This is a genomic window from Pantoea ananatis LMG 2665, from assembly GCF_000710035.2.
Classification (GTDB): Bacteria; Pseudomonadota; Gammaproteobacteria; order Enterobacterales; family Enterobacteriaceae; genus Pantoea; species Pantoea ananatis.
Map to the genome: position 1 here is coordinate 256,238 of NZ_JMJJ01000004.1, position 22,309 is coordinate 278,546.

Genomic DNA, 22,309 nt, shown 5'->3' on the forward strand with positions numbered 1-22,309 from the left:
TCTGCTTTACCTGCAAAGAAGGACTTGCGTATTGTGAGGCTCTGTTTCCTTATCGCCTTTTCACTATGACGAATCTGAATGTGACGATGTGCCGCAGCGCCTCTATTCTGTTCGCAGTTTTGAGCGTATTGATGAGTTTTACGGCTCAGGCTGGCGATCGAAGAAGTGTGACACAGCCTGTCTCGCCGCCCGTTTGCCAGCGGATTTATGCAAGCAATCAATCCAATATCGGCCCGCACATTCAACAGGCGCTGAACAACTGCCCACCTGGCAGGATGGTACTGTTAGTGCCATCGCCCACTGTAAAGACGTTGACTAGCGGCCCCCTGTCTTTGCCCTCCGGCGTCAGCCTGGGAGTTGATAAGGGTGCGGTGCTGAGCGCCATCCCGGATCCACGCTTATACGATAACGGCCGCGGGAGCTGCGGGAAGCTGGATAACCAGGGCAATGGTTGCCGGGCGTTTATTACGCTTAATCACGTCCACGGCAGCGGGATTTACGGGCAAGGCGTGATCGACGGGCAGGGCGCTGCCAGCATGGCAGGTGAGGGGCAAACCTGGTGGCAACTGGCAGCCAGCGCCAAAAATGATGAGGCGAAGCAAAACGCCCCGCGACTGATTCAGATTGATCATGCCAGTGATATTACGCTGTACCAGATCACCCTGAAGAACGCGCCAAACTTTCATGTAGTCATCAATGACAGTCAGGGCATTACGCTGTGGGGCATCACCATCGACACGCCTGCCACCGCGCGAAACACCGATGGCGTGGACCCGATGGGTTCTTCCGATGTCACGCTAATTAACAGTCGAATCAGCACCGGCGATGACAATGTGGCGATTAAAGCGGGCAATGCGCCTGCCTCCCATATCTCCATCCTGAATAACCAGTTTGGCTTTGGGCACGGTATGTCAATTGGCAGTGAAATCAACCGTGGCGTTAGTGATGTACTGGTTGACGGGCTGACGTTAACCGGCACGACGAATGGCCTGCGTATCAAAAGCGATCGCTCGCGGGGCGGGCAGGTCCGGGCGATTCGCTATCAAAATGTCTGTATGCAGAACGTGGACAATCCCGTGGTCATGGATACGCACTATGATACGCACGCGAGCGGCACGATGATCCCGGATTACCGCGATATCACCTTCGATAACGTCAAAACAGGCAAGGGGAAACTTACGCTGGATGGTTACAGCGAGGTTTATCCGCTTGAGATGACCTTAAAGAATGTCACTGTCGGTGAGCAGGCAACGATAGAGGAACGCTTTGCTATCGTTCATGGGCGCTTTACGCGGGCACCTCAAACAGCGTGCCGTTAACCGCATGGTGGGCTGCCCGCGACTTACTCTGGCAGTCTGTTTTGATCTTCATCGCGCTATTTTATCTCGGCTTCAGCGCCATTTTCTGATTCACCATACAGCTGGTTTGCCGTGTCGTTTGGCCAGGATTCAATGTCACCGCAGGAATAGGTATAACTGCCTAACGCCAGTTTATAGCTCAGCACGTTCTTATCGTCTATAGCCGCGCCCCAGACCACTTCCAGCGCTGGATTGTGCGTTTCAATGAAGTGCTTCGATAACTGATCAAACTTCACGGGCACGAAGCGGGAATAGGTATTGTCTGCAGTAAACGCCACGCTGGACATAAACAGATCCATCTCACTACTTTCCCGGTTTTTCAAACCTAAAAGCATGATGTTATCGGACGTTTTCACCAGTTGAAGCTTTATGGTTTTGCCGCACAGCTGCTGTCCGCTGGCAGGCAGATTACCCAGCAGCGGTGCGCGCTCCGCAAGGGCGCTGTTTGAGATTAAAACTGTCGATATAAAAAGAAAAAAAACAGTCGTCGCGCGTTTCATAAGGCCCTGTATCAAATAAAAAATCATCAGATTGCAGAGCCTGCATGTTTTAACGCTTCGCCATCTTGATCTGTTACATGAAAAGCGCAACAGATTGTCATCTGCGGCATTGACCGGTTACGCGATGTGTTTTATCGCACCAGGGTGAGTAGGCGCGATATAATATGCCGGACAGACAACCTCTGTAACACGCCGCCGGGAAAACCAGATGATAAAAGAGTGACATCATGCGCTTAATTTACTGTTCCAGAGCGATGTAAACCCTGGCGAACAACCAGGTATCTTCGCTCTGCTTTTCAACTTCTCATGCCCCTTCATGGGGTATCCAATTGGACCCGAAGGTAAAGGATTTATCCGGCTAAATCTGGCCTGTCCGCGAGCGTATCTGCAACAAGCGCTTGAAGGACTAAAGAAAATTCGGCTGTGACATCCAGACAGGCCAGCGGTCATCGTTAACCTGCTGGCCTTAATCGCGTATTACCAGGCCCATTCGTGAAGACCGCCTAAAAAATTATTCCGGCGTTTCTTCACGATAACAGGCGGCTGGCGTAAAATCGGCCAACCTGAGTGGGTTGTCTTGCAGAGTGGATCTTATGCTTATCAGCACAGAAACAGAACGGACGTATATCGCTGATAGCCGTCTTGCCTGCACCCTTGCCGCCGTGGCGGGCGCCTTAAATACCGCCGCGTTTGAGATTGTAGGATTCTTTTCCGCCAATATGACCGGTAACGTCTCTTCGCTATCCGATTTTCTGGCCAAGGCAAAGTTTCACAACGGTCTGTTTTTCCTGTTTATCGTCTGCATGTTTATTGTGGGCGCGCTCTTTTCCACATTAATTATTAATGCCGGACGCAGACGCAAAATTCGTACTATTTACGCGGTGAATATCTTTATAGAAGGCATTGCGCTGGTGGCGCTGGGCGTGATTGAGGCTCGCTATCCCATTGCTGCATCCGGTGTGGTGCTGATCCTGAGCCTGAGCTTTTTAATGGGGCTGCAAAATGCGGTGGTCACGCGTATCTCGAATGCGCGCGTCAGAACGACGCACGTGTCCGGTACCTCCACAGACATTGGCATCGAACTGGCCATGCTGTTTGATGTCCTCCGGCGAAAAGAATCACCCAAAGATGCGCCACTCTATCTGGAACGCCTGCGACTGCATACCTACACGATTCTTGCTTTTCTGGTGGGCGGCGTGGCCGGTATCTGGCTGTGGCATTTGCTGAACTACTATTTTCTGGTGCTTATCGGTCTGGGACTGATGGGCATGGCGCTGGTCGCTATGCTAAAACCTCAGCCTGCTGATGTTGCCCGTTAAGGGTGGCGCTTTTCAGGGGCCAGCACCTTGAGCGCATCATTAATCAGGCAAAACTGCGCGGGCGTTTGCCCAATAATTTCGCCGTCGGCGTTAATGTAGTGCGGACGGCGCGTATGCAGTGTGAGTGCCGTGGTGCTGAAGGTGCGTACGTTACGCCAGCGGCCCTGGGTGCCGCGCCGCAAAGAGGGGAAGAGCGCCAGCAACTGCCAGCTTCTTTTCAACTCCAGGCTGTAGACGTCCAGCAGCCCATCGTCCGGGGCCGCGCTTTGCTCTACGGTCATGCCACCGCCGTAAAAACGTCCGTTACCGACCGAAACCTGAACGGTTTTGATCGCAATAGCCTGTCCCTCATGATGTAACGTCGCACTAAAGGGGCGGCTTTGCCGCAAGATGCGCAGTGCTGCAAAAGCATAACCCAGCACGCCCCAGCGTTTTTTGGCCTGAGCCGTAAGGTTCCGCGCCAGCTCTGCCGAAAAACCGATGCTGGATACGTTCAGGAACAAATGACCATTTACCTCACCCAAATCCACAAAGCGTACGTGTCCCTGGCAAATGATGCTGACAGCCAGCTCCAGCTGAGGCGGAATCCCGAGCGTACGTGCAAAATCGTTGGCGGTGCCAAGGGGCAAAATGCCTAAGGGTAAGCCGGTCTGCATAAGGCCCGCTGCCGCCGCATTGAGGGTGCCGTCGCCCCCGCCGACAATCACCAGATCCACCTGGCTGGCATACGCGGTGATGAGCTCAGCGTAAGGACGGCTGTCGTCGTAAGCGGGTTCTAGCAGAATCAAACCGGATTGCTGCAGCAGCTGCGTGGCGCGCGCGGCATCAATGCGACCTTTACGTGAGCGCTGGTTGATTAAAAGTAATGCCGTCTTTACCCTTTGCTGCATGCTTCGTCCATTTTTAATGAAATGTTAGTGATGAAGTAACCAGAAAGTACACATGCGGGATTATCTCTTACAACCTTGCTTGCGCTACTTTACGTAAGCCCAGGACAGGAGATGGCCCTGACAAACTGCGCCAGGATTGTCTACACTGCCAGAAAATGGCACGACTCACGGGAGCACAAATGACAGAACAGCAATTTCGAACCCTTCTGGCAGAAAAAGGGTTTGCAGAGCCGGTTATTGTGGAGCGGGGCGCAAATAGCGAGCTGGATCATCATGAACATCCCTTTGAGGCAATGGCTCTGATCCTGAGTGGCGATATTACCTTGTACACCGAAAATCAGGCGACCACCTATCGCGAAGGCGATATTTTTCACCTGCATGCAGGGCAGCCGCACCGCGAGACGTTTGGCGACCGAGGCGTTCGCTATCTGTCAGGCAGAAAAAGTTAATCCGGTGATGCGCCAGTGATGAACACCTTTGACGCGCTGTTTCAGCGCTTAGCCCAATCGCCTTTTCGTCAGCGTTTCCGTCTGGGGCGGTCGGAATATGACTACTGCCTGACGAAGGGAGAGGCCGATGTGGCAGCCCATGCGGCCACGTTTGTCCAGCAGCGGCTGGCTGCCAGCGCACCGCCTAATGACGGTAAACAGACGCCAATGCGCGGCCATCCGGTTTTCATCGCGCAGCACGCCACCGCGACCTGTTGTCGTGGCTGTCTGGCGAAATGGCACGGGATTGCTCAGCATCAGGCGCTGGATGATAAACATCAGGCTTATGTGGTCGCGGTGATTATGCACTGGATCCATCAGGCGATGGCGCAACCCGCGCCTGCGCCGCGCGTACGTAAGGCCAGAGCCGCCGCCAAATCACCTTCGCCGGGCAGCCAGCAGCTGGATTTGTGGTAGAAAAGATTATGTGGCTGATGGACTTTTAACCAGTCAGGTTCGCCATATTTCATTTCAGGTCTATTCTTAAATCGTTCTTTGGTCTCCTGTGCCAGGATAATCACGCAAGACGACAAATTTCACACAAGAGGGAATTACGATGAAGAAAGCAATTATTGCACTGTCTGCTGTTTTACTGGCCTCGCCAGTTTTCGCTGCTACCACAACGGATGAAACTGTCGCTGAAGCGCACAAAGGCGCAGATACCGCTAAAGAAAAACTGCATCAGACCGAGCATAAAGGCGAAGAGCTGAAGCTGAAGTCTGAGCATGCCGCAGAAGGCAAGAGCAATTCGACCTCCAGCAAAATTTCTGAAAGCACGCAGAAAGGCTGGCACAAAACCAAAGAAGGCACCGAGAAAGGCTGGGATAAAACCAAGCAGGGTGCTGAAGACCTGAAAAATAAAGCGACTAACTAAGCCGCTTTAGTGTGAAGAAACCCACCGATGGTGGGTTTTTTTATGGCTTATTTTCGAGCCGGCTCGGCCGGAACCGTTTTCGCCTCTAAGGCCTCGGCCTTTGCGGCCTCTGCTTCTGCCGCATCCTGTTGTGCGGTATCAGACTGTTTTTTTCCTTCTTCAATAAACTCTTCATCGATCTCTTCGATGTTTTCACGGTTATCGCGTCCGGACAGCAGATTCCAGCAGGCAATGAACAGCGCGGCGATCACCGGGCCAATCACGAAGCCGTTAATGCCGTAGATTTCCATCCCACCCAACGTCGTAATCAGAATCAGGTAGTCAGGCATTTTGGTATCTTTGCCCACCAGCAGCGGGCGCAGAATGTTATCTACCAGGCCGACAACCACGACAAAGAAGCCAACGAGGAACAACCCTTTCCACAGCGCACCCGTGGCGAAGAAGAAAATGGTCGCCGGAACCCAGATAATGGCGGAACCGACCGCAGGAACCAGTGACAGGAAGCCCATCAATGCGCCCCATAGCAGGCTGCCATCGATGCCGGTAAACCAGAAAGCCAGCCCGCCCAGAATCCCCTGCACGACGCCAACGACGACCGTGCCTTTCACCGTTGCGCGTGACACCGCGGCAAACTTCATAAACAGATGATGTTTAACGTAGGTAGACAGCGGAAGCGCTTCCAGAATGAGATGCACCAGATAGGAACCATCTTTCAGCAGGAAGAACAGCAGGTAAAGCATGATGCCGAAGCCAACGGTAAAACTGAACGTACCTTTACCGATGATAAAGGCGCTGCCCGCCAGATACTGACCGCCCTTAAGGGCAAATGCCGACAGCCTCTGCTGAATCTGCGTGGCATTATCCAGATTATTTTCAGCCAGATAATGTTTAGCCCAGCCCGGTAGGTGCTGTAACAAATCGGCAAAGACCACCGGAAACTGGGCGGAGTTGGTTTGCAGCTTGTGATAAACCGTGTTCACCTCCACCACCATGGATGAGGCGATGATCGCTAACGGGGTGAAAACGATCAGGCAGATGCAAACCAGCGTCAGCAGTGAGGCAAGACCGTTACGATCGCCCAGTTTGCCGCGCAGATACCTTTTGAGCGGGTGGAAGATGACGGCCAGCACCGCTGCCCACAAAATGGCCGAAAAGTAGGGCGCTAATACTTCAAAAAAGGCAATGGTGGCCATTGCTAAAATCAGAAGGAAAAACCCGACAGTAAGTCCTTTAAAGCGCATTGGATAACCTCATGTAAACATCCCTTAATAAGCACGCACGCCGATGCGGCCATTCGCAACCCGAGAGTGTATGAATGTCGCAACGGTAATCAACGATCAATTCTGTTTTTTAATCAATGTCAGACGGCATTCGTGCGGTAACGCCCTCACAACGTCGTAAAGAGGTGGCGGGGCGTAGTCTTGACATCGCCATTGGGCAAGACCTCGTTATCTGTGAATAACACCGGTCAATCCTACACTAGCGTAGCGGGTTAGGCCGTTTTTGCTGCCCGTTCGCGGTGGTTTTTTCAGCGCGCAACGCGCTTTGGGGGTAAACCTCTGGCATAACAGCTGAAATAAAAATGTCATAGGGCAATGCTAGCGTGACAACCGGCAAGGTCAGAGATAATCAGACATCAAAGGAATAATAATGAAAATGAAATTCACGCTGATTGCGGCGGCACTGCTGGTGGCGCAGCAGGCACAGGCAATTTCGTTGTCCGAGGCCAGCATGCTGGCAAACAACACCTCGCAGGGATCGTCCAGCCCGGCTTTTAACGCACTTGAATTAAAGGCGCTTGCGGCAGAGCGGGCGGCCATACAACATGGCGCGCCTGTGCTCAGCCGTGACCAACTCAAGCAGGCGAAGCAGAGTGATAGACTCGCTGACTACCAGTGGCTGAAAGCCAGTGGTTATGATTTCCAGGGGAATGCGTTGCAAAAGGCAGGTATTGCCCTGTTATCAGGGTTCAGCACGCTGCCGGAAGCGGTACTGGACGCCAATCGTGCCACGGTGACATCAATTAATCTCAATGCCACTCAGGGCGAGCGCCATCAGGCGCTGGCGGACGCAGAGGGGATCAGCTATCTCTATTTTCTCGCCGATGCCCTCGGGCCGCGTTTAGGTAAAGCCTTCCTGGCCGCCTATGACAAAGGCGAAATCAATAAGGCGGCAGCCCTGATCAAAGCCAGTGAAGTCAGTACCGGTGAAGCAAAAAAACATTTTAACTATCCGCGTCCTTTCCTGCACAAAGGGAATACGATTCATCTGGTGCCGGATGATACGGTGATCAAAGACAATCATCCCTACACGGCCGATGGCGGCTCGTTCCCCAGCGGGCACACCAACACGGGCTATACCGATGCGCTGCTGCTGGCAGAGATGGTGCCGGAGCGGTTTGAAGCCTTACTGCAACGCGGCGCACGCTACGGCTATTCACGGCTGGTTCTGGGCGTACACTACCCGCTCGACGTGATGGGCTCGCGCATGGTGGCGCAATACAACGTTGCCCATTATCTGAACGATGCCGCTTATCGGACGTTATTCAACGATGCCCGTCAACAACTGCGTAGCGCGCTGGAAAAAGAGTGTGGAACAACCCTGGCGGCGTGCGCCAAACCTGCCGGTAGCGATGATCCTTACGGCAATGGCAGCATGAAGCCGTTTTATCGCTTTACGATGAGCTATAACCTGCCCAAGGTCGCCGGGAACACGGCCAAACTGCGGGTACCGGACGGGGCCGAGGTGCTGCTGGAAACGGCCTTACCACAGCTGTCCGCAAAACAGCGCCGTGAACTGATGGTGAAAAGTGCCTTATCTGCCGGTTATCCGCTGGGTGGACCGGGCGCCGATCAGGCATTCTGGCAGAGGCTGGATCTGGACGCCGCTTACGCACAGGCCAAATCCCACAGATAAAAAACATGGGCGGGAATCTCCCGCCCATGTTTTTACAGCGTGGCCTGGGTTGGCATCATGCCAGGCACCAGAATAACCTTCCGGCACGCTTCTTCACGCTTTTCAAAAATCTCATAACCGCGAGCGGCATCTTCCAGTGGCATATGATGCGTCACGATTTCTTCCGGTGTTAAATGCCCTTTTTCAATCAAATTCAACAGATCGGGCAGGTAAGCATGCACATGCGTCTGGCCCATTTTAAAGGTCAGGCCCTTGTCAAACGCATCGCCAAACAGGAAACCATGAATAAATCCCGCATACACGCCGGGCACGCTGACAATGCCGCCACGGCGAACCGCAGCGATGCATTGACGTAACGCTTTGCCGCTGCTGCCTTCTAGCTTCAGGTTGGTTAGCACTGTTTCGGTCATGCTGCCTTTGGCTTCAAAACCCACCGCGTCAATCACGCCGTCCACACCGCGGTGTCCCGCGCTGTGCTCAATAATCCAGGCGGCGGGATCGTCGTTGTTATCAAAGTTGATGGGGATCACGCCGTAGCGCTCTCTGGCAAAATTCAGCCGGTAGTCATTGTGATCGATCATGTAGATCTGCTCTGCACCTTCCAGTCGGGCACAGGCGGCACTGAGCAGGCCCACAGGACCTGCGCCAAAAATAGCGACGCTCGATCCCTGTTTAATCTCGGCATTTTTCACCGCCTGCCAGGCGGTAGGCAAAATGTCGGACAGGAACAGAACCTTTTCGTCTGAAAGGGTGTTCGGCACTTTAAAAGGGCCGGCGTTGGCCTTAGGCACGCGCACGTATTCTGCCTGACCACCGGGCACTCCGCCATAGAGTTTGCTGTAGCCAAACAGGGCCGCCGGCGGCGTGATGCTTTTGCGGTTTAGCGCCGCGCCTTTGCCGCTGTTGGTGTTTTCACACGCGGCATACTGATGCAGATGACAAAAAAAGCAGTCACCGCAGGCGATAACAAACGGGATCACCACGCGGTCGCCTTTTGCCACGGCCGTTACCGCACTGCCGGCTTCCACCACTTCACCCATGAACTCGTGGCCGAAAATATCGCCATGATCGGTGCCGGGAATTTTTCCTCGATAAAGGTGCAGGTCAGAGCCACAGATCGCCGTGGCCGTTACGCGCAGAATAATATCATCGGCGGCTTCCAGTCCGGGATCGGCAACGTTATCAACGCTGACTTTATGAGGGCCGTGATAGGTTAACGCTTTCATAGAGTCGACTCCTGTAAATCACTGGACGGCAACCGCCGATCGGGCGGCTGCAGCATTAACAGCGCGGTTGAGCGCACTGTCCTGTCCAAAATGTTAAAGGTGATTGAAGTGTAGTGAGGAAAAAATGGGTAAGCAGAGCGGTATCCGCAAACTATGGCGGACGGGGCAGGCCGTAACGCCGTCATCACACGTTTTCCCCTGTTTTTGCCGGAAAGATGCACGATATGGCGCTTAACTTGAATTTTTACCGTCAGATAGTGTAAAAAATGGGGCGCAATCGATTACGTCCTGACGGGACGGGCTGAATCTGGCAGGTTGCACACATGCGTTGATGGCGAAAAACGCCAACCCTTTACCCGCTGCAAGCCTTGATTCAGGCTGATGCATATTCTGGAAGATCTGATGAAAACCTCGCAAACCCGCACGCTGGAAACCCCTCACGTTAATGATGAAACTGGCTGGCGAAAAACGGATACCGTCTGGATGCTGGGTTTATATGGCACCGCTATCGGTGCGGGCGTGTTGTTTCTGCCGATCAATGCGGGCATGGGGGGACTGTTACCCTTGATCGTTATGGCGGTGCTGGCGTTTCCCTTGACCTTCTTTGCCCATCGGGCCTTAACGCGTTTTGTCCTCTCTGGCAGCAATCCGGCAGGGGATATCACCGACGTGGTTGAAGAGCATTTTGGCGAAGGGGCGGGCAAACTGATTACGCTGCTCTATTTTTTTGCCATTTACCCTATTTTGCTGATGTACAGCGTAGCCATGACTAATACCGTTGAAAGCCTGATGGTGAACCAACTGGGCCTGGTGCCGCCGCCGCGTGCGCTCCTGTCGTTGATATTGATTATCGGCATGATGACGGTGGTGCGCTTTGGCAAAAGCATGATTGTGAAAGCGATGAGCGTCCTGGTTTATCCGTTTGTCGCCGTGTTGATGCTGATGGCGTGTTGTCTGATTCCTTACTGGCACGGGGCCGCACTGGAAACCCTCAATACGGGCAGCGGGCGCAATCTGTGGATGACGCTGTGGCTTGCCCTGCCGGTCATGGTATTCTCGTTTAATCACTCGCCAATCATCTCCTCGTTCGCCCTGGCGAAGCGGCAGGAGTACGGCGAGCAGGCCGAGCGAAAATGCTCCCGGATTCTGGCCTGCGCGCACCTTTTGATGGTGCTTACCGTGATGTTCTTTGTCTTCAGCTGCGTACTCAGCCTCTCGCCGCAAGACTTACAGTCCGCTAAAGCGCAAAACATTTCGATCTTGTCCTACCTTGCCAACCATTTTAATGCGCCGCTTATCGCCTGGATTGGGCCGTTGATAGCCGTGGTGGCGATCACCAAGTCATTCCTCGGCCACTATCTGGGCGCACGTGAAGGGTTCAACGGCATGGTGAATAAAGCGCTCCGTAGCCGGGGCAAAGCGTTAGCCCCTGACAGGCTGAATCGTCTGACGGCCGTGTTTATGCTGCTGACAACCTGGCTGGTGGCAACGCTCGATCCCAATATCCTCAAAATGATTGAAACGCTGGGCGGCCCGATCATTGCCGTAATTCTGTTTTTGATGCCGATGTACGCTATCCAGCGGGTGCCCGCTATGCGTCAATACAGTGGCAAACTCAGTAATCTGTTTGTGATGCTCGCCGGTCTGATCGCCATTTCGGCCATTTTTTATTCGCTGCTTAAGGCGTAATTCTCATTGATATTAAGGCGCCGTCCGATCCTTATGCCGGGACGGCGCCAACCTGAGACAGCGTTCAGACGTATTCATTAAACAAAGGTTTATATTTGTTACGAATTAGCATGGTAAAGTTAACGAGAATAATTCTTATTTCTCAACAGGGTTAATAAACATGAAATTCGGTATTTTTGCAGCCACGTTGCTGGCCTCAACGGTCTGTTCGGCCACCACCTATCCTCTGACCGTAACGGATGTGGATGGACAGACGATTACGCTGCAGAAAGAACCTCAGCACGTCATTCTCCAGGACGGGCGAGACATCATGACGCTGGCGCTGCTGGACCGGGATAACCCTTTTAAACGGGTTGTGGCATGGAATAACCTGCCAAAGAAACAGGATACGCAAACCTGGGCGCTGCTGAAGAAAACCTGGCCGCAGGCTGAGAAGATTGTGGATATGGGCTTCAACGATCAGGGGCAGGTGAACCTCGAAAGCGTGTTGGCAAAGAAACCGGATATCATGATTGCGCAGTTGCGTGCCAAACCTGCGCTGATGCAGTCGGGAGTGCTGACCACGCTCAAAAGCCTGAACATCCCGGTCGTGTTTGTTGACTATGAACTGCATCCTAAAGAAAACACCGTGCCGGGTATTACGCTGCTGGGTAAAGTGCTGAACCGTGAAGCCGAGGCGAAGGCCTACACCGATTTTTACCAGCAGCACTGGCAGAATCTGCAGAAGGGCATTGACCAGGTTAAAACCAAACCCACCGTCTTTATTGAACCGATAGCCGGTAACAGCGACAGCTGCTGCTTTACGCATAGCCACAGCGGCTGGGGTGGACTGGTGGAAGCGGTCGGCGGCAAAAATATCGGATCGACTTTGCTGCCGGGTAACGCAGGTTTTGTTTCCCTTGAGAAAATCATTGCCATGAAGCCGGACGTTTACATCATGACGGGGTCAAAACGTTCCAACAGTAATGTACTGCCGTTCGGTTACGGATCGGACAGGAAAGCGGTGGCGGCAACCTTTACGACGTTGTTGAAGCGTACAGGATTAGCGCAGATTGAGCCGGTAAAACAGGGGCGCACCTACGGGATCTATCACCACTTCTACAACCATCCTTACAACATTATCGGGATGGAGATTCTGGCAAAAGATTTGTATCCAAAGCAGTTTAGTCAGCTCGATCCGGTGGCGGATTACCATCAAATCATCCGCAGGTTTACAAAATTACCGGATGCGCCTGTGCTGCTGAGTTACCCCTGATGGTCATCCGTTCAGGCGTACAGCGCGCCTGAACGGATAAAACTGAACACCCGTTTTCAGGTTTGCGATGTGCAGCGGTGTATTTCTTATTGGATCAAACCGGCATGAAAATATATCCGCGCCGTTTTTCATCCAACTGTCATTAACCAGAGGTTATTATTTCATCCCGACACTTGTGATGTGGTGTTGTCTGCTTTGCTTCTCCCTTTTTCTCTTAAGGGGCATTTTCCAGTTTACTGGCTTTGACGATAACTTCCCGATCTCAGGATCGGGGTTTTATTTTGATGCCTCGCCAGGTTTGAGTCCCCAAACGATTTTCCGCAAGGTATCTGTGTTTCACGCCTGATGCAGCGTGCCTGACGAGAGAGAGACGCCGTCCGCGCCTGTTTAGCGCGCTGACTTTTAAGAGTTTTGGTCATTCTTATTTCTTCCAGTTACGACAATAGTAATGGCAACGGCGCTGAGTCGCCGTTACCACTGGAGGCAGTACCATGAAAAAAATAAAATCAGGTTTGATTATCGCCCTTTTAGCATACAGCACGATGTACAGCAGCCCTGGGCTGGCACAGGGGCCTGGCGGCCCAGACGGTCCGTGGCATCATCCTGGCCGCGGTCCCGACGGCGATGGCCCGCCAGGCCTGGATCGCGATGGACCTCCCGGCCACCGGCCTGGCCCGCCACCGCCAGATGTGCGGCGCGATTATCATCACGATCGCTTTGCCTGGCGCGGTCATGAGTTTCGCCGTGGTGGCCCTGTACCGCGAGAGTACTGCGGTGAAGATTATCGGGTTGATGACTGGCGTGAGCGTGGTCTGAGAGAACCGCCGCCGGGTCAGCACTGGGCCGACATCGACGGTAACTATGTATTGATTGCCGCCGCCACCGGCATTATTACCTCGTTAATCCTGAATAACGCGTTTCAATAGCGACACAGGGATGGCCGATGCCATCCCTTTTTTATGCACCGAACGCCCGTTACCAGGCTATTCTGACAGTTAATCCTGAACGTTTACCGGCTAAGGAGTTCTGATGACCACGGTTAAGATGGTTGCTGTTGATATGGATGGCACCTTTCTGGATGACAAAAAGCAGTATAACCGCGCGCGGTTCCTCGCCTGTTACCACCAGCTCACTCAGCGACATATCAAATTTGTCGTGGCCAGCGGCAATCAATACCATCAACTCCGCTCATTTTTCCCTGAGATCGCCAGTGAGATTGCGTTTGTCGCAGAAAACGGCGCGTTAATTATCGATCGTGATGAAGAACTGTTCTGCGGTGCTTTTAGCCGCAATGACATCGATGCGGTACTCGATACGCTTGAAAATGGCCACTATCCTGATCTGCGCTATCTGCTTTGCGGACGTGAGAGCGCCTACTACTTCGAAGGGATGGATGAGAAGTGGCTGGTCAAGATGCGGCATTATTGCCACCGACTCAGGCCCATTCGTTCTCTTGATGAGGTTGCCGACGACAGGATACTTAAGTTTGCCCTTAATCTGTCGGATGAGTATGTCGAGCCTTTAATGGCGGATATCCAGCGCCTGCACGAAGGTTCGGCGGCGGCGACGTCGAGCGGGCACGGTTCGGTTGACTTAATCGTTCCTGGTCAGCATAAAGCTAACGGCCTGAACCTGCTGGCGCAGCGCTGGGGCATTTCTCACGATCGGGTACTGGCCTTTGGCGACGGCGGTAACGATCTCGAGATGCTGCAGCAGTCGGGTTTCAGTTTCGCGATGAGCAATGCGCCGCAGCGGGTTAAAGACGCCGCGCGCTTCCTGGCACCCGCGAATAATGATGAAGGTGTGCTACAGGTGATCGAGCAAATGCTTGCAGGTGAAACGCCCTTTAGCGGGGCGGAACAGGGGGAATGTGCGGGCTAAAACACCGCCCGCACTACGCTTAGGCGCTGACCGGCCAGGCGCGCGTAATCATGTCGCGCATCTCATCTTTGCTGTAGCTGACGAGGCTGTTTTTACTGTTGGCCCGGGCCAGGATCCAGTCGATATCCGACGGGCTTAACGTTGGCCCCTCCTGCCAGAACGTCATAATGGCTGAGCGTTGTAGCCAGGCTTTGAGATAGCGCGCGGGTGAATCGGTCTCCTCGTCAAAAAGCTGCGCATGCATGTCATCCATGAGCTGACGCTGGCGCGCATGCTGGCTGTCTGCAAGATGATCCAGAAACGTGAACAGCAGCCTGCCGCAGACTTCACCATGATGGAAGGGTTTAATCGCGCCCAGCTCTCCGGCGATGCCGTGTATTACGCCCAGCCCCGCGCTGCTCAGGCTGACACCGCCCAACCAGGACGCCATCATCATCGCCTCACGCGCGCGATCGCCGGTTTCGTCTTGCTGGTTTTGCCGAGGCCATCCCTGAATAAACTGACGCAGTCCGGTAAGGGCTAACTGGCGCGTAAAGAGGTTGCCCTTGCTGGAAAGATAGGCTTCAAATAAATGGGTAAACGCGTCGATTCCACAGGTGGCCAGCACCTTATCGGGGGCGCCCTTAAGCAAGTCGGGATCGAGAATCGCGACCTGTGGCACGAACACCGGATGGCGTAACGATGCTTTTATCTGGATATCCCGCTGGTCAGTCACGACGGCGTTCTGCGTGACCTCACTGCCGGTGCCCGCCGTGGTGGGAATCGCGATGAGCGGCAAGGTAACGGCGCTGACTGCCGTGTCTCCGACTTTTTCCAGGTAGCGGGCGGTGGGAAGCGGGTGCTGAATCATGGCGCTGAAGGCCTTGGCGGCATCCAGAACACTGCCGCCTCCTACGGCGATAACCCGATCGACATGGCCGCGCCAGCGCGCCACCCAGCCATCAATATCGGCAGGCGAGGCCTCGTTGCTCACAATTTCATAACCCACAATGTGATCGTTCAGCGTGGTTTTAATTCGGGCATAGGCGCCGCCCTGTAAGAACGAACGGCCGCAAAAGAGCAGGGTAGCCTGGGGTTGGGCGGCCAACAGGGGAATCAGTTTGTTAAGGCTTCCCTGGCCGAAAAGGGTTTGTTGATTGCTGTACAGCTCACTCAGATTGTCACTCACCAGCGCATCCTTTTATATCTTCGCTAAAATCTGAGTGTAACGAAAAGCGGGCGATCGGCCCCGCGAAACTTTCTTATAGCGAGGGGAGCAAAAGTTGATCGTCTTCGCAAAACGCAAATTCAACGACGTGGAGTGATGCTTTAACACGGATGTTACCCTTAACATGTTATCGGTAACAGGGGTTGTCAAAATGTTACGACCATGGCAGCGCCCCAATTTTGCGCGTCCTCCGGGACGACGATAACAAAGCGGCACTGAGAAGATTCAGAGCATCAGGTGGAGAAAAATTATGCCATTACTCTATGTGGCGATTGGCGTGGCATTACTGTTACTGCTGATGATTCGCTTTAAACTCAACGGCTTTATCGCACTGATTTTAGTCGCCCTGGCGGTGGGGATCATGCAGGGCATGCCGGTCAACAAAGTCATTCTTTCGATTAAAAACGGCGTCGGCGGGACGCTGGGCGGACTGGCGCTGATCATGGGATTTGGTGCCATGCTCGGTAAATTACTGGCCGACTGTGGTGGTGCACAACGTATCGCCACCACGTTGATCGATAAATTTGGCACAAGGCACATCCAGTGGGCGCTGGTGCTGACCGGTTTTATCGTTGGTTTTGCCTTGTTCTACGAAGTGGGCTTTGTGCTGATGCTGCCGCTGGTGTTTAGCGTTGCGGCTTCTGCACGGGTACCGCTGCTGTTTGTTGGCGTTCCTATGGCGGCGGCGTTGTCTGTCACCCATGGGTTTTTACCGCCTCATCCTGGCCCCACGGCAATAGCGACGCTGTTTAACGCCGATATGGGGAAAACCCTGCTTTTTGGTACCTTACTGGGCATTCCGACCGTTATCCTGGCGGGGCCGGTCTACGCGCGTTTCCTCAAAGGAATTGATAAGCCTATCCCTGAAGGGCTCTACAACCCCAAAACCTTTAGTGAAACCGAAATGCCAGGCTTTGGCGTCAGCGTCTGGACATCGCTTGTTCCGGTCATCCTGATGGCACTGCGTGCGGTAGCGGAGATGGTGCTGCCCAAGGGACACGCGCTGTTGCCTTATGCCGAGTTCTTTGGCGATCCTGTTATGGCGACGCTAATTGCCGTGCTGATTGCGATCTTCACCTTTGGTCTGAACCGCGGGCGCAGCATGGAACAGGTGATGGACACGTTAAGCGATTCCATCAAAATTATTGCCATGATGCTGCTGATTATCGGCGGCGGTGGGGCCTTCAAGCAGGTTCTGGTGGACAGCGGCGTGGATAAATACATTGCCAATATGATGCATGCCACCAATTTGTCGCCGTTGTTTATGGCCTGGTCTATTGCTGCTGTGCTGCGTATCGCGCTTGGCTCGGCAACCGTGGCGGCGATTACCGCCGGAGGCATTGTCGCGCCGTTAATTGTAACCAGCGGTGCCAGTCCTGAATTAATGGTGATAGCCGTGGGGTCGGGCAGTGTGATTTTTTCACACGTTAACGATCCAGGATTCTGGCTGTTTAAAGAGTATTTCAACCTGACGATAGGCGAAACCATCCGCTCCTGGTCAGCACTGGAAACGATTATATCAGTGTGTGGTTTAGTGGGATGCTTGCTACTTTCTTACGTGGTGTAAGGGCGCCTGCACGTGACAAAAGGGCCGCGCAAACATGGCGGCCCCTGCCGTTAATCTGACGCTTCAAAGCCCGCTTTTACCATCTGTTCTCGCAGTGCGCGGGCGATCTCCCGGTTACCTCCGGTAACCGGATAAATCACGTTATTCACCACATCATCAAGGTAATGCTCCGCAAATTCCTGTCGGGTAAGTTGCGTGCCGCCTTCATCATTAATGGCGAAAAAACCTTTGATTTGTTCACCGCTGTCTTTTGCCTTCAGGCTGTAGCGGCCCATGCTGGTATTAATGCTACTCATAAGGTCTCTCTCCCTGCTTTGCATTTTTAGTGTCAAAACCGTCGAGCTGTCCTGTCCGCCTAAATTTTAGCCAGAGATGATTCTTAAAACGAAGCGACAGGGGCGACAAAAAGGCCGCTATGCGATGCTTCTCACAGAAAATCACAATTAAAGCTGAATGTTGCTTTCATAGTTGAGAACGCAATAAGCAAAAAGCACATCGCTGAATTTTGCCTATACTGTTATGGGAATGTTTTTTAATGGTAAGGGAGAGGAAATGAAAATAATTCTGTGGATTATCGCCATTATTTTTATCGTGGGACTGTTGACCCTGACAGGGGTATTCAAACTGATTTTCTGATTCGACGGGCATCTTGACGGGTGCCCGCAGCCCGGCCAGTGAGCGTTTCTCTTGACACCGCGAGCCTGTAAGATTTTCATCCTGCTACCTGCTACCTGCTACCTGGTTAAGCGAGCGCATTTTTACTGGCATTACCCTGATCCTTAATCATTCTTTATGTGGTTTACCTGAGGTGGTGTGATGGTAAAAGTCGCTGTTTATCACTGCTCGCCCCGTTCGGCGCCTGTATGAAGGCGCGACGTGATATTGCGTAAGTGTTGAGTTTGGTTGTGAAAACTACAGAACTTAGTGGAAATGTTGAAAGTTCTTGCTGTTTGGGCTTGGTTCATCTTTTTTGCGCTAAAATTGCTCGTGCTTTATTACGTCAATGATAATTACATGCTGAATACCCTGAGCATTTTTTTTAAATTTCGGGTCAGGCGGGTCTTCTCGTTGCTGATTTTCAGCATGGAACACTGCGTTCAATCAATAAGAGACAGGTAATACCGAAGTGAACAGGTACCTTTTAACAACGTTATCAGCTCCATTACTGGCGCTGTTTTTTTCTTTTTCCCTCCAGGCCGCTATGCTCTCCCAAGAGATTAAATCAGGCTGGGATACCTTTACCGGCAACGTCCAGCAAACCTGGCAACAGCCTGATGCAATTGATGTTTATGTGCCCGCCATCACCTGGCACAACCGCTGGACGTATGATGAAGAGCATATTCACAGATATAACGAACGTCCCTGGGGCGCCGGTGGTGGCGTTTCGCGTTACGATGAGAAAGGGAACTGGCACGGCCTTTACCTGATGGCGTTCAAAGATTCTTTCAACAAGTGGGAACCGTTTGGCGGTTACGGCTGGGAGGCCACCTGGCGACCTTTGCAGGATCAAAATTTTCACTATGGTCTGGGCTATACCGCAGGGGTAACGGCACGGCATAACTGGGGATACTATCCTGTTCCGGCCATATTACCGTTGGCGTCAATAGGTTATGGTTCGCTGAACTTTCAAATGACTTATATTCCAGGTACTTACAACAACGGTAACGTGTATTTTGCCTGGCTGCGCTGGCAGTTTTAAGCTCTGGAGCCAGTGAAAAAGTAACCAAAGGGTAAATAATAGCGATATTTATCACTTTTTCATCAAATCAGGCTGGACAAAACCCTCAGCAATTGCTGTACTAGATGGCGACACAGTTTAGTGTCCATTTTTCATGTAAAGGTAATATAGATGTCTAAGATTAAAGGTAACGTTAAGTGGTTTAATGAATCTAAAGGATTCGGTTTCATTACTCCTGAAGATGGCAGCAAAGATGTATTCGTACACTTCTCTGCGATCCAGAGCAATGGCTTCAAAACTCTGGCTGAAGGTCAGCGTGTAGAGTTTGAAATCACTGACGGCGCAAAAGGCCCATCTGCTGCTAACGTTATCAGTCTGTAAGTTAACAGTCAGAATTCTAAAAACCCGCCTTCTGGCGGGTTTTTTTATGCCGGTACGCGTCACATTTCTGGCTGAAGGATGAAACGGCTTTAAGGCGCAATTGCAGTGCTGCCGCTGCCTCGTCCCCGTATCATTTCCTGCACATCACGCCCTCCCGCGCTTTTCGATATCACGCTGGCACACGGCGCCAGACAGGCTACTGCAGCACGATAACCGCCAGTAAACTGCGGCGCGAGTCACAGATAATCCTTGTAACATAATCATAACAACTCGCAGGGGGAGCATTTTAGCGTGTCTCAGGTTATAACTGACTCTCCGCATAACAGATAAAGAGGTGCCAGGATGGATATTCGTCCGGCTCAGGCGAAGGACAGCTTCGTACTGAGCGCGTTGTTAAGTGAACTCGGTTATGGCGGTACAGAGCATTTTATTGAACAACGTCTGGCCCAGCTTATGACGGACCCCAATGAAAAGCTGCTGATCGCAGAACAGGGTAATCATGTACTGGGATTCCTTTCCCTGCATTTTATCCCTCAGTTGGCGCTGGCAGGGGATTTTGCCCGTATCAGCTATTTTTGCATCGCGGACGGTGAGCGCAGCAAAGGTGTGGGCCAGAAACTGCTCCAGCATGCAGAAGCCCTGGCAGCGCAGCACGGCTGCGACCGCATGGAAGTTCACTGTCATGCTTCACGTCTTAAAGCTAACCAGTTTTATGGCCGTGAAGGCTATGTTGAATCACCACGCTACCATGTGAAAGCCCTTCAGCCTTTGTAAGAGCATTGAAAGGTTACCAAAGGGCCTGTATCACGGCAGTACTGCTTTCAGGGAGAACCCACGATGAAAGTCGCATTAGGGCAATTTGCGGTTCAGCGTGACTGGCAGGAAAACGCCCTAACCTGCCTGGACATGATGGACCAGGCCAGCCGTGCCGGGGCCGATCTGCTGGTTCTGCCAGAAGCGGTGCTGGCCACTGATATCACTAATCCCGATTTCATACTGGAAGCCGCTCAGTCGCCTGACGGGCCGTTTCTGTCGCAACTGCTTAGCGCCAGCAAAGGCCATGGGCTGACTACCGTGCTGGGAATGCATATGCCGGGCAGTGAGCGCAAAGTGTTTAACGTGCTGGTGGTCATTCGCGATGGCAAGATCGTGGCAGAATACCGCAAGCTGCATCTGTACGATGCGTTCGCGATGCAGGAATCAAAGCGGGTTGAAGCCGGACAAGAGATTCCGCCGCTGGTGGACGTTGCGGGCATGAAAGTCGGGCTGATGACCTGCTACGATGTGCGTTTTCCCGAGCTGTCGCGGCGTCTGGCGCTGGAGGGGGCCGAGGTGTTGGTCTTACCCTCCGCATGGGTCAAAGGGCCGCTAAAAGAGATGCATTGGGATTTACTTACCCGCACGCGCGCGCTGGAAAATACCTGTTATGTGGTGGCTGTAGGCGAGTGCGGTATGCGTAATATTGGCAATAGCATGGTGGTCGATCCCCTTGGCGTACCGATAAGCCGGGCGGCCGAGTCCCGGGCACTTATTTTTGCCGAGCTCGATCCACAAAGAATCGCAACAGCGCGCGCAATGCTGCCGGTGCTGGATAACCGCCGTTTTAGCCGGCCCGAACTGGATGGAACGCGCTAACCGGGGGCAGGGATCATCGCTACCCGATTGGGCCTGAAACCTGACGGCGCCGCTGCGCGATCTTAATCTGTTACAGATTACGCTTGAGGTTAGCGCTAAACTGCGCCTAAATAAGCGTTACCGTTATTCGCCAGATTATAAAGGTTATATATGGAAGGTATCAGTATTGCCAAGCTGCTGATTATCGGTGCGCTTATCGTACTGCTTTTCGGCACCAACAAGTTACGTTCTCTGGGTGGCGATCTGGGCTCCGCAATCAAAGGCTTTAAAAAGGCCATGAAAGACGAAGACACCAGTGCAGCGCGCACCACGGCAGAAGAAACCCCTGCGGAACGCGTTTCTCATAAAGACTAACGCGGCGTCAGTTTTAGAAAAGTGTTAATTTTTATTTCTGACAGCCATAAAAAAACCAGATTGCGGGCAATCTGGTTTTTTGTTTTTTAAGGCAGCCAGCAGGCGAACGGTTATTTCACTTCCAGGCCTTTTGCCTGCATGTCGGCATGGTAAGACGAGCGGACAAAAGGGCCGCAGGCAGCATGGGTAAAGCCCATCGCCAGTGCCTCTTCTTTCATTTCATCAAATTCCGCCGGGCTGACATAGCGCTGAACAGGCAAATGGTGGCGGCTGGGCTGCAGATACTGACCCAGAGTTAACATTGTCACGCCATGACGACGCAGGTCACGCATGACCTCGACGATTTCAGCGTTAGTTTCTCCCAGGCCTACCATTAAACCGGATTTTGTCGGTACCTCGGGATGGGCTTCTTTAAAGCGTTCCAGCAGCTTCAGCGACCATTCATAGTTTGCACCCGGCCGCACCTGGCGATACACGCGTGGCACGTTCTCAAGGTTGTGGTTAAACACATCCGGCGGTGTGGCAGTCAGAATTTCAAGCGCACGATCCATGCGGCCACGGAAGTCAGGCACCAGCGTTTCAATTTTGATGCTGGGGCTTTTTTCCCGGATAGCCGTAATACAGTCGGCAAAATGCTGAGCGCCGCCGTCACGTAAATCGTCGCGATCCACCGAGGTAATAACCACATAACGCAGTGCCATGTCGGCGATGGTCTGGGCGAGTTTACCCGGTTCGTTTGCATCGGGTGCGTTAGGACGACCGTGGGCCACGTCGCAGAACGGGCAACGGCGGGTACAGATCGCGCCCAGGATCATAAAGGTCGCCGTGCCGTGATTAAAACATTCAGCAAGGTTAGGGCAGGAGGCTTCTTCACAAACGGAGTGGAGCCCGTTTTTACGCATTGCGGCTTTGATGCCCTGAATACGACTGGAGTCCGCCGGCAGTTTGATTTTCATCCACTCCGGCTTGCGTAGAATCTCTTGCCGGTCGACGGCCACGGTTTTCACCGGGATCAGCGCCATTTTGTCTGCGTCACGATATTTGACGCCGCGTTCCATCTGAATTGGTTTACTCATAAATCAGCAGGTTCC

At 53.0% G+C, this 22,309-nt stretch carries 24 protein-coding genes; 17 read left to right on the forward strand and 7 right to left on the reverse strand.

The window, feature by feature from the left end; translation table 11 throughout:
• The first annotated feature begins 86 nt into the window (after positions 1–86).
• Complete coding sequence (locus EL29_RS02985) at positions 87–1,319, forward strand: glycoside hydrolase family 28 protein (protein WP_022623707.1); 1,233 nt, start codon at positions 87–89, stop codon at positions 1,317–1,319.
• 56 nt (positions 1,320–1,375) lie between these two features.
• Here EL29_RS02985 and EL29_RS02990 read toward each other — a convergent pair whose 3' ends face one another.
• Positions 1,376–1,858, reverse strand: a complete 483-nt coding sequence (locus EL29_RS02990) for a hypothetical protein (RefSeq protein WP_228225307.1) — start codon at positions 1,856–1,858, stop codon at positions 1,376–1,378.
• Positions 1,859–2,451: 593 nt separating this feature from the next.
• Between EL29_RS02990 and EL29_RS02995 the strand changes: the two genes are divergently transcribed.
• Positions 2,452–3,177 carry a YoaK family protein gene (locus EL29_RS02995; RefSeq protein ID WP_014606331.1) on the forward strand — a complete coding sequence of 242 codons (726 nt, stop codon included), beginning with the start codon at positions 2,452–2,454 and terminating at the stop codon, positions 3,175–3,177.
• Here the strand turns inward: EL29_RS02995 and EL29_RS03000 are convergent.
• Positions 3,174–4,067, reverse strand: coding sequence for a lipid kinase (locus tag EL29_RS03000; protein WP_014606330.1), 894 nt, complete (start codon positions 4,065–4,067; stop codon positions 3,174–3,176). The genes EL29_RS02995 and EL29_RS03000 overlap by 4 nt on opposite strands.
• A 179-nt stretch (positions 4,068–4,246) precedes the next feature.
• Between EL29_RS03000 and EL29_RS03005 the strand changes: the two genes are divergently transcribed.
• From EL29_RS03005 to EL29_RS03015, 3 genes are all read left to right on the forward strand, one after another.
• Complete coding sequence (locus tag EL29_RS03005) at positions 4,247–4,516, forward strand: cupin domain-containing protein (RefSeq protein ID WP_014606329.1); 270 nt, start codon at positions 4,247–4,249, stop codon at positions 4,514–4,516.
• Between the two features lie 18 nt (positions 4,517–4,534).
• Positions 4,535–4,972 carry a DUF4186 domain-containing protein gene (locus tag EL29_RS03010; protein WP_019105987.1) on the forward strand — a complete coding sequence of 146 codons (438 nt, stop codon included), beginning with the start codon at positions 4,535–4,537 and terminating at the stop codon, positions 4,970–4,972.
• Positions 4,973–5,111: 139 nt separating this feature from the next.
• The gene (locus EL29_RS03015) at positions 5,112–5,429 is read left to right on the forward strand and encodes a KPN_00521 family repetitive protein (protein ID WP_013024991.1); all 318 of its coding nucleotides are present in this window, start codon (positions 5,112–5,114) and stop codon (positions 5,427–5,429) included.
• A 47-nt stretch (positions 5,430–5,476) separates the two neighbouring features.
• Here the strand turns inward: EL29_RS03015 and EL29_RS03020 are convergent, their stop codons facing one another.
• Positions 5,477–6,670, reverse strand: a complete 1,194-nt coding sequence (locus tag EL29_RS03020; RefSeq protein ID WP_022623704.1) for an AI-2E family transporter — start codon at positions 6,668–6,670, stop codon at positions 5,477–5,479.
• A 409-nt stretch (positions 6,671–7,079) separates the two neighbouring features.
• On the opposite strand from EL29_RS03020, the gene EL29_RS03025 reads away from it, so the two are divergent.
• A complete protein-coding gene (locus EL29_RS03025; RefSeq protein WP_028714937.1) occupies positions 7,080–8,345 on the forward strand; it encodes an acid phosphatase in 1,266 nt (421 codons plus the stop codon).
• Between the two features lie 32 nt (positions 8,346–8,377).
• Here EL29_RS03025 and EL29_RS03030 read toward each other — a convergent pair whose 3' ends face one another.
• On the reverse strand, positions 8,378–9,571 hold the full coding sequence (locus EL29_RS03030; RefSeq protein ID WP_024471163.1) for a zinc-dependent alcohol dehydrogenase: 1,194 nt from the start codon (positions 9,569–9,571) through the stop codon (positions 8,378–8,380).
• 402 nt (positions 9,572–9,973) lie between these two features.
• On the opposite strand from EL29_RS03030, the gene EL29_RS03035 reads away from it, so the two are divergent.
• From EL29_RS03035 to EL29_RS03050, 4 genes are all read left to right on the forward strand, one after another.
• Complete coding sequence (locus EL29_RS03035; RefSeq protein ID WP_028714938.1) at positions 9,974–11,260, forward strand: HAAAP family serine/threonine permease; 1,287 nt, start codon at positions 9,974–9,976, stop codon at positions 11,258–11,260.
• Positions 11,261–11,420: 160 nt separating this feature from the next.
• On the forward strand, positions 11,421–12,515 hold the full coding sequence (locus EL29_RS03040; protein ID WP_013024996.1) for an ABC transporter substrate-binding protein: 1,095 nt from the start codon (positions 11,421–11,423) through the stop codon (positions 12,513–12,515).
• A gap of 491 nt (positions 12,516–13,006) precedes the next feature.
• Positions 13,007–13,441 carry an RcnB family protein gene (locus tag EL29_RS03045; RefSeq protein WP_013024997.1) on the forward strand — a complete coding sequence of 145 codons (435 nt, stop codon included), beginning with the start codon at positions 13,007–13,009 and terminating at the stop codon, positions 13,439–13,441.
• Positions 13,442–13,544: 103 nt separating this feature from the next.
• A complete protein-coding gene (locus EL29_RS03050) occupies positions 13,545–14,396 on the forward strand; it encodes a Cof-type HAD-IIB family hydrolase (RefSeq protein ID WP_019105990.1) in 852 nt (283 codons plus the stop codon).
• A 19-nt stretch (positions 14,397–14,415) separates the two neighbouring features.
• Here EL29_RS03050 and EL29_RS03055 read toward each other — a convergent pair whose 3' ends face one another.
• Positions 14,416–15,564, reverse strand: a complete 1,149-nt coding sequence (locus EL29_RS03055; protein ID WP_019105991.1) for an iron-containing alcohol dehydrogenase — start codon at positions 15,562–15,564, stop codon at positions 14,416–14,418.
• A 289-nt stretch (positions 15,565–15,853) separates the two neighbouring features.
• Between EL29_RS03055 and gntT the strand changes: the two genes are divergently transcribed.
• A complete protein-coding gene (gene gntT, locus EL29_RS03060) occupies positions 15,854–17,170 on the forward strand; it encodes a gluconate transporter (RefSeq protein ID WP_013025000.1) in 1,317 nt (438 codons plus the stop codon).
• 50 nt (positions 17,171–17,220) lie between these two features.
• On the opposite strand, the gene EL29_RS03065 is transcribed toward gntT, so the two are convergent.
• Positions 17,221–17,466: a hypothetical protein gene (locus tag EL29_RS03065; RefSeq protein WP_014606320.1), complete on the reverse strand. Its 246-nt coding sequence runs from the start codon at positions 17,464–17,466 to the stop codon at positions 17,221–17,223.
• A 256-nt stretch (positions 17,467–17,722) separates the two neighbouring features.
• Here EL29_RS03065 and EL29_RS23505 point away from each other — a divergent pair, with 256 nt between their 5' ends.
• The 6 genes from EL29_RS23505 (at position 17,723) to tatE (ending at position 21,218) form a co-directional block, all read left to right on the forward strand.
• Entirely contained in the window at positions 17,723–17,806 is an 84-nt protein-coding gene (locus EL29_RS23505) for a small membrane protein YohP (protein WP_019105993.1), read from the forward strand.
• 490 nt (positions 17,807–18,296) lie between these two features.
• On the forward strand, positions 18,297–18,869 hold the full coding sequence (gene pagP / locus EL29_RS03070) for a lipid IV(A) palmitoyltransferase PagP (RefSeq protein ID WP_015700757.1): 573 nt from the start codon (positions 18,297–18,299) through the stop codon (positions 18,867–18,869).
• A gap of 150 nt (positions 18,870–19,019) precedes the next feature.
• The gene (cspE, locus tag EL29_RS03075; protein ID WP_006118399.1) at positions 19,020–19,229 is read left to right on the forward strand and encodes a transcription antiterminator/RNA stability regulator CspE; all 210 of its coding nucleotides are present in this window, start codon (positions 19,020–19,022) and stop codon (positions 19,227–19,229) included.
• Positions 19,230–19,571: 342 nt separating this feature from the next.
• The gene (locus tag EL29_RS03080; RefSeq protein ID WP_013025004.1) at positions 19,572–20,003 is read left to right on the forward strand and encodes a GNAT family N-acetyltransferase; all 432 of its coding nucleotides are present in this window, start codon (positions 19,572–19,574) and stop codon (positions 20,001–20,003) included.
• A 63-nt stretch (positions 20,004–20,066) separates the two neighbouring features.
• Complete coding sequence (locus EL29_RS03085) at positions 20,067–20,864, forward strand: deaminated glutathione amidase (protein ID WP_028714939.1); 798 nt, start codon at positions 20,067–20,069, stop codon at positions 20,862–20,864.
• A gap of 150 nt (positions 20,865–21,014) precedes the next feature.
• On the forward strand, positions 21,015–21,218 hold the full coding sequence (tatE, locus tag EL29_RS03090) for a twin-arginine translocase subunit TatE (RefSeq protein ID WP_013025006.1): 204 nt from the start codon (positions 21,015–21,017) through the stop codon (positions 21,216–21,218).
• A gap of 110 nt (positions 21,219–21,328) precedes the next feature.
• On the opposite strand, the gene lipA is transcribed toward tatE, so the two are convergent.
• A complete protein-coding gene (gene lipA / locus EL29_RS03095) occupies positions 21,329–22,294 on the reverse strand; it encodes a lipoyl synthase (RefSeq protein WP_013025007.1) in 966 nt (321 codons plus the stop codon).
• Between the last annotated feature and the right edge of the window lie 15 nt (positions 22,295–22,309).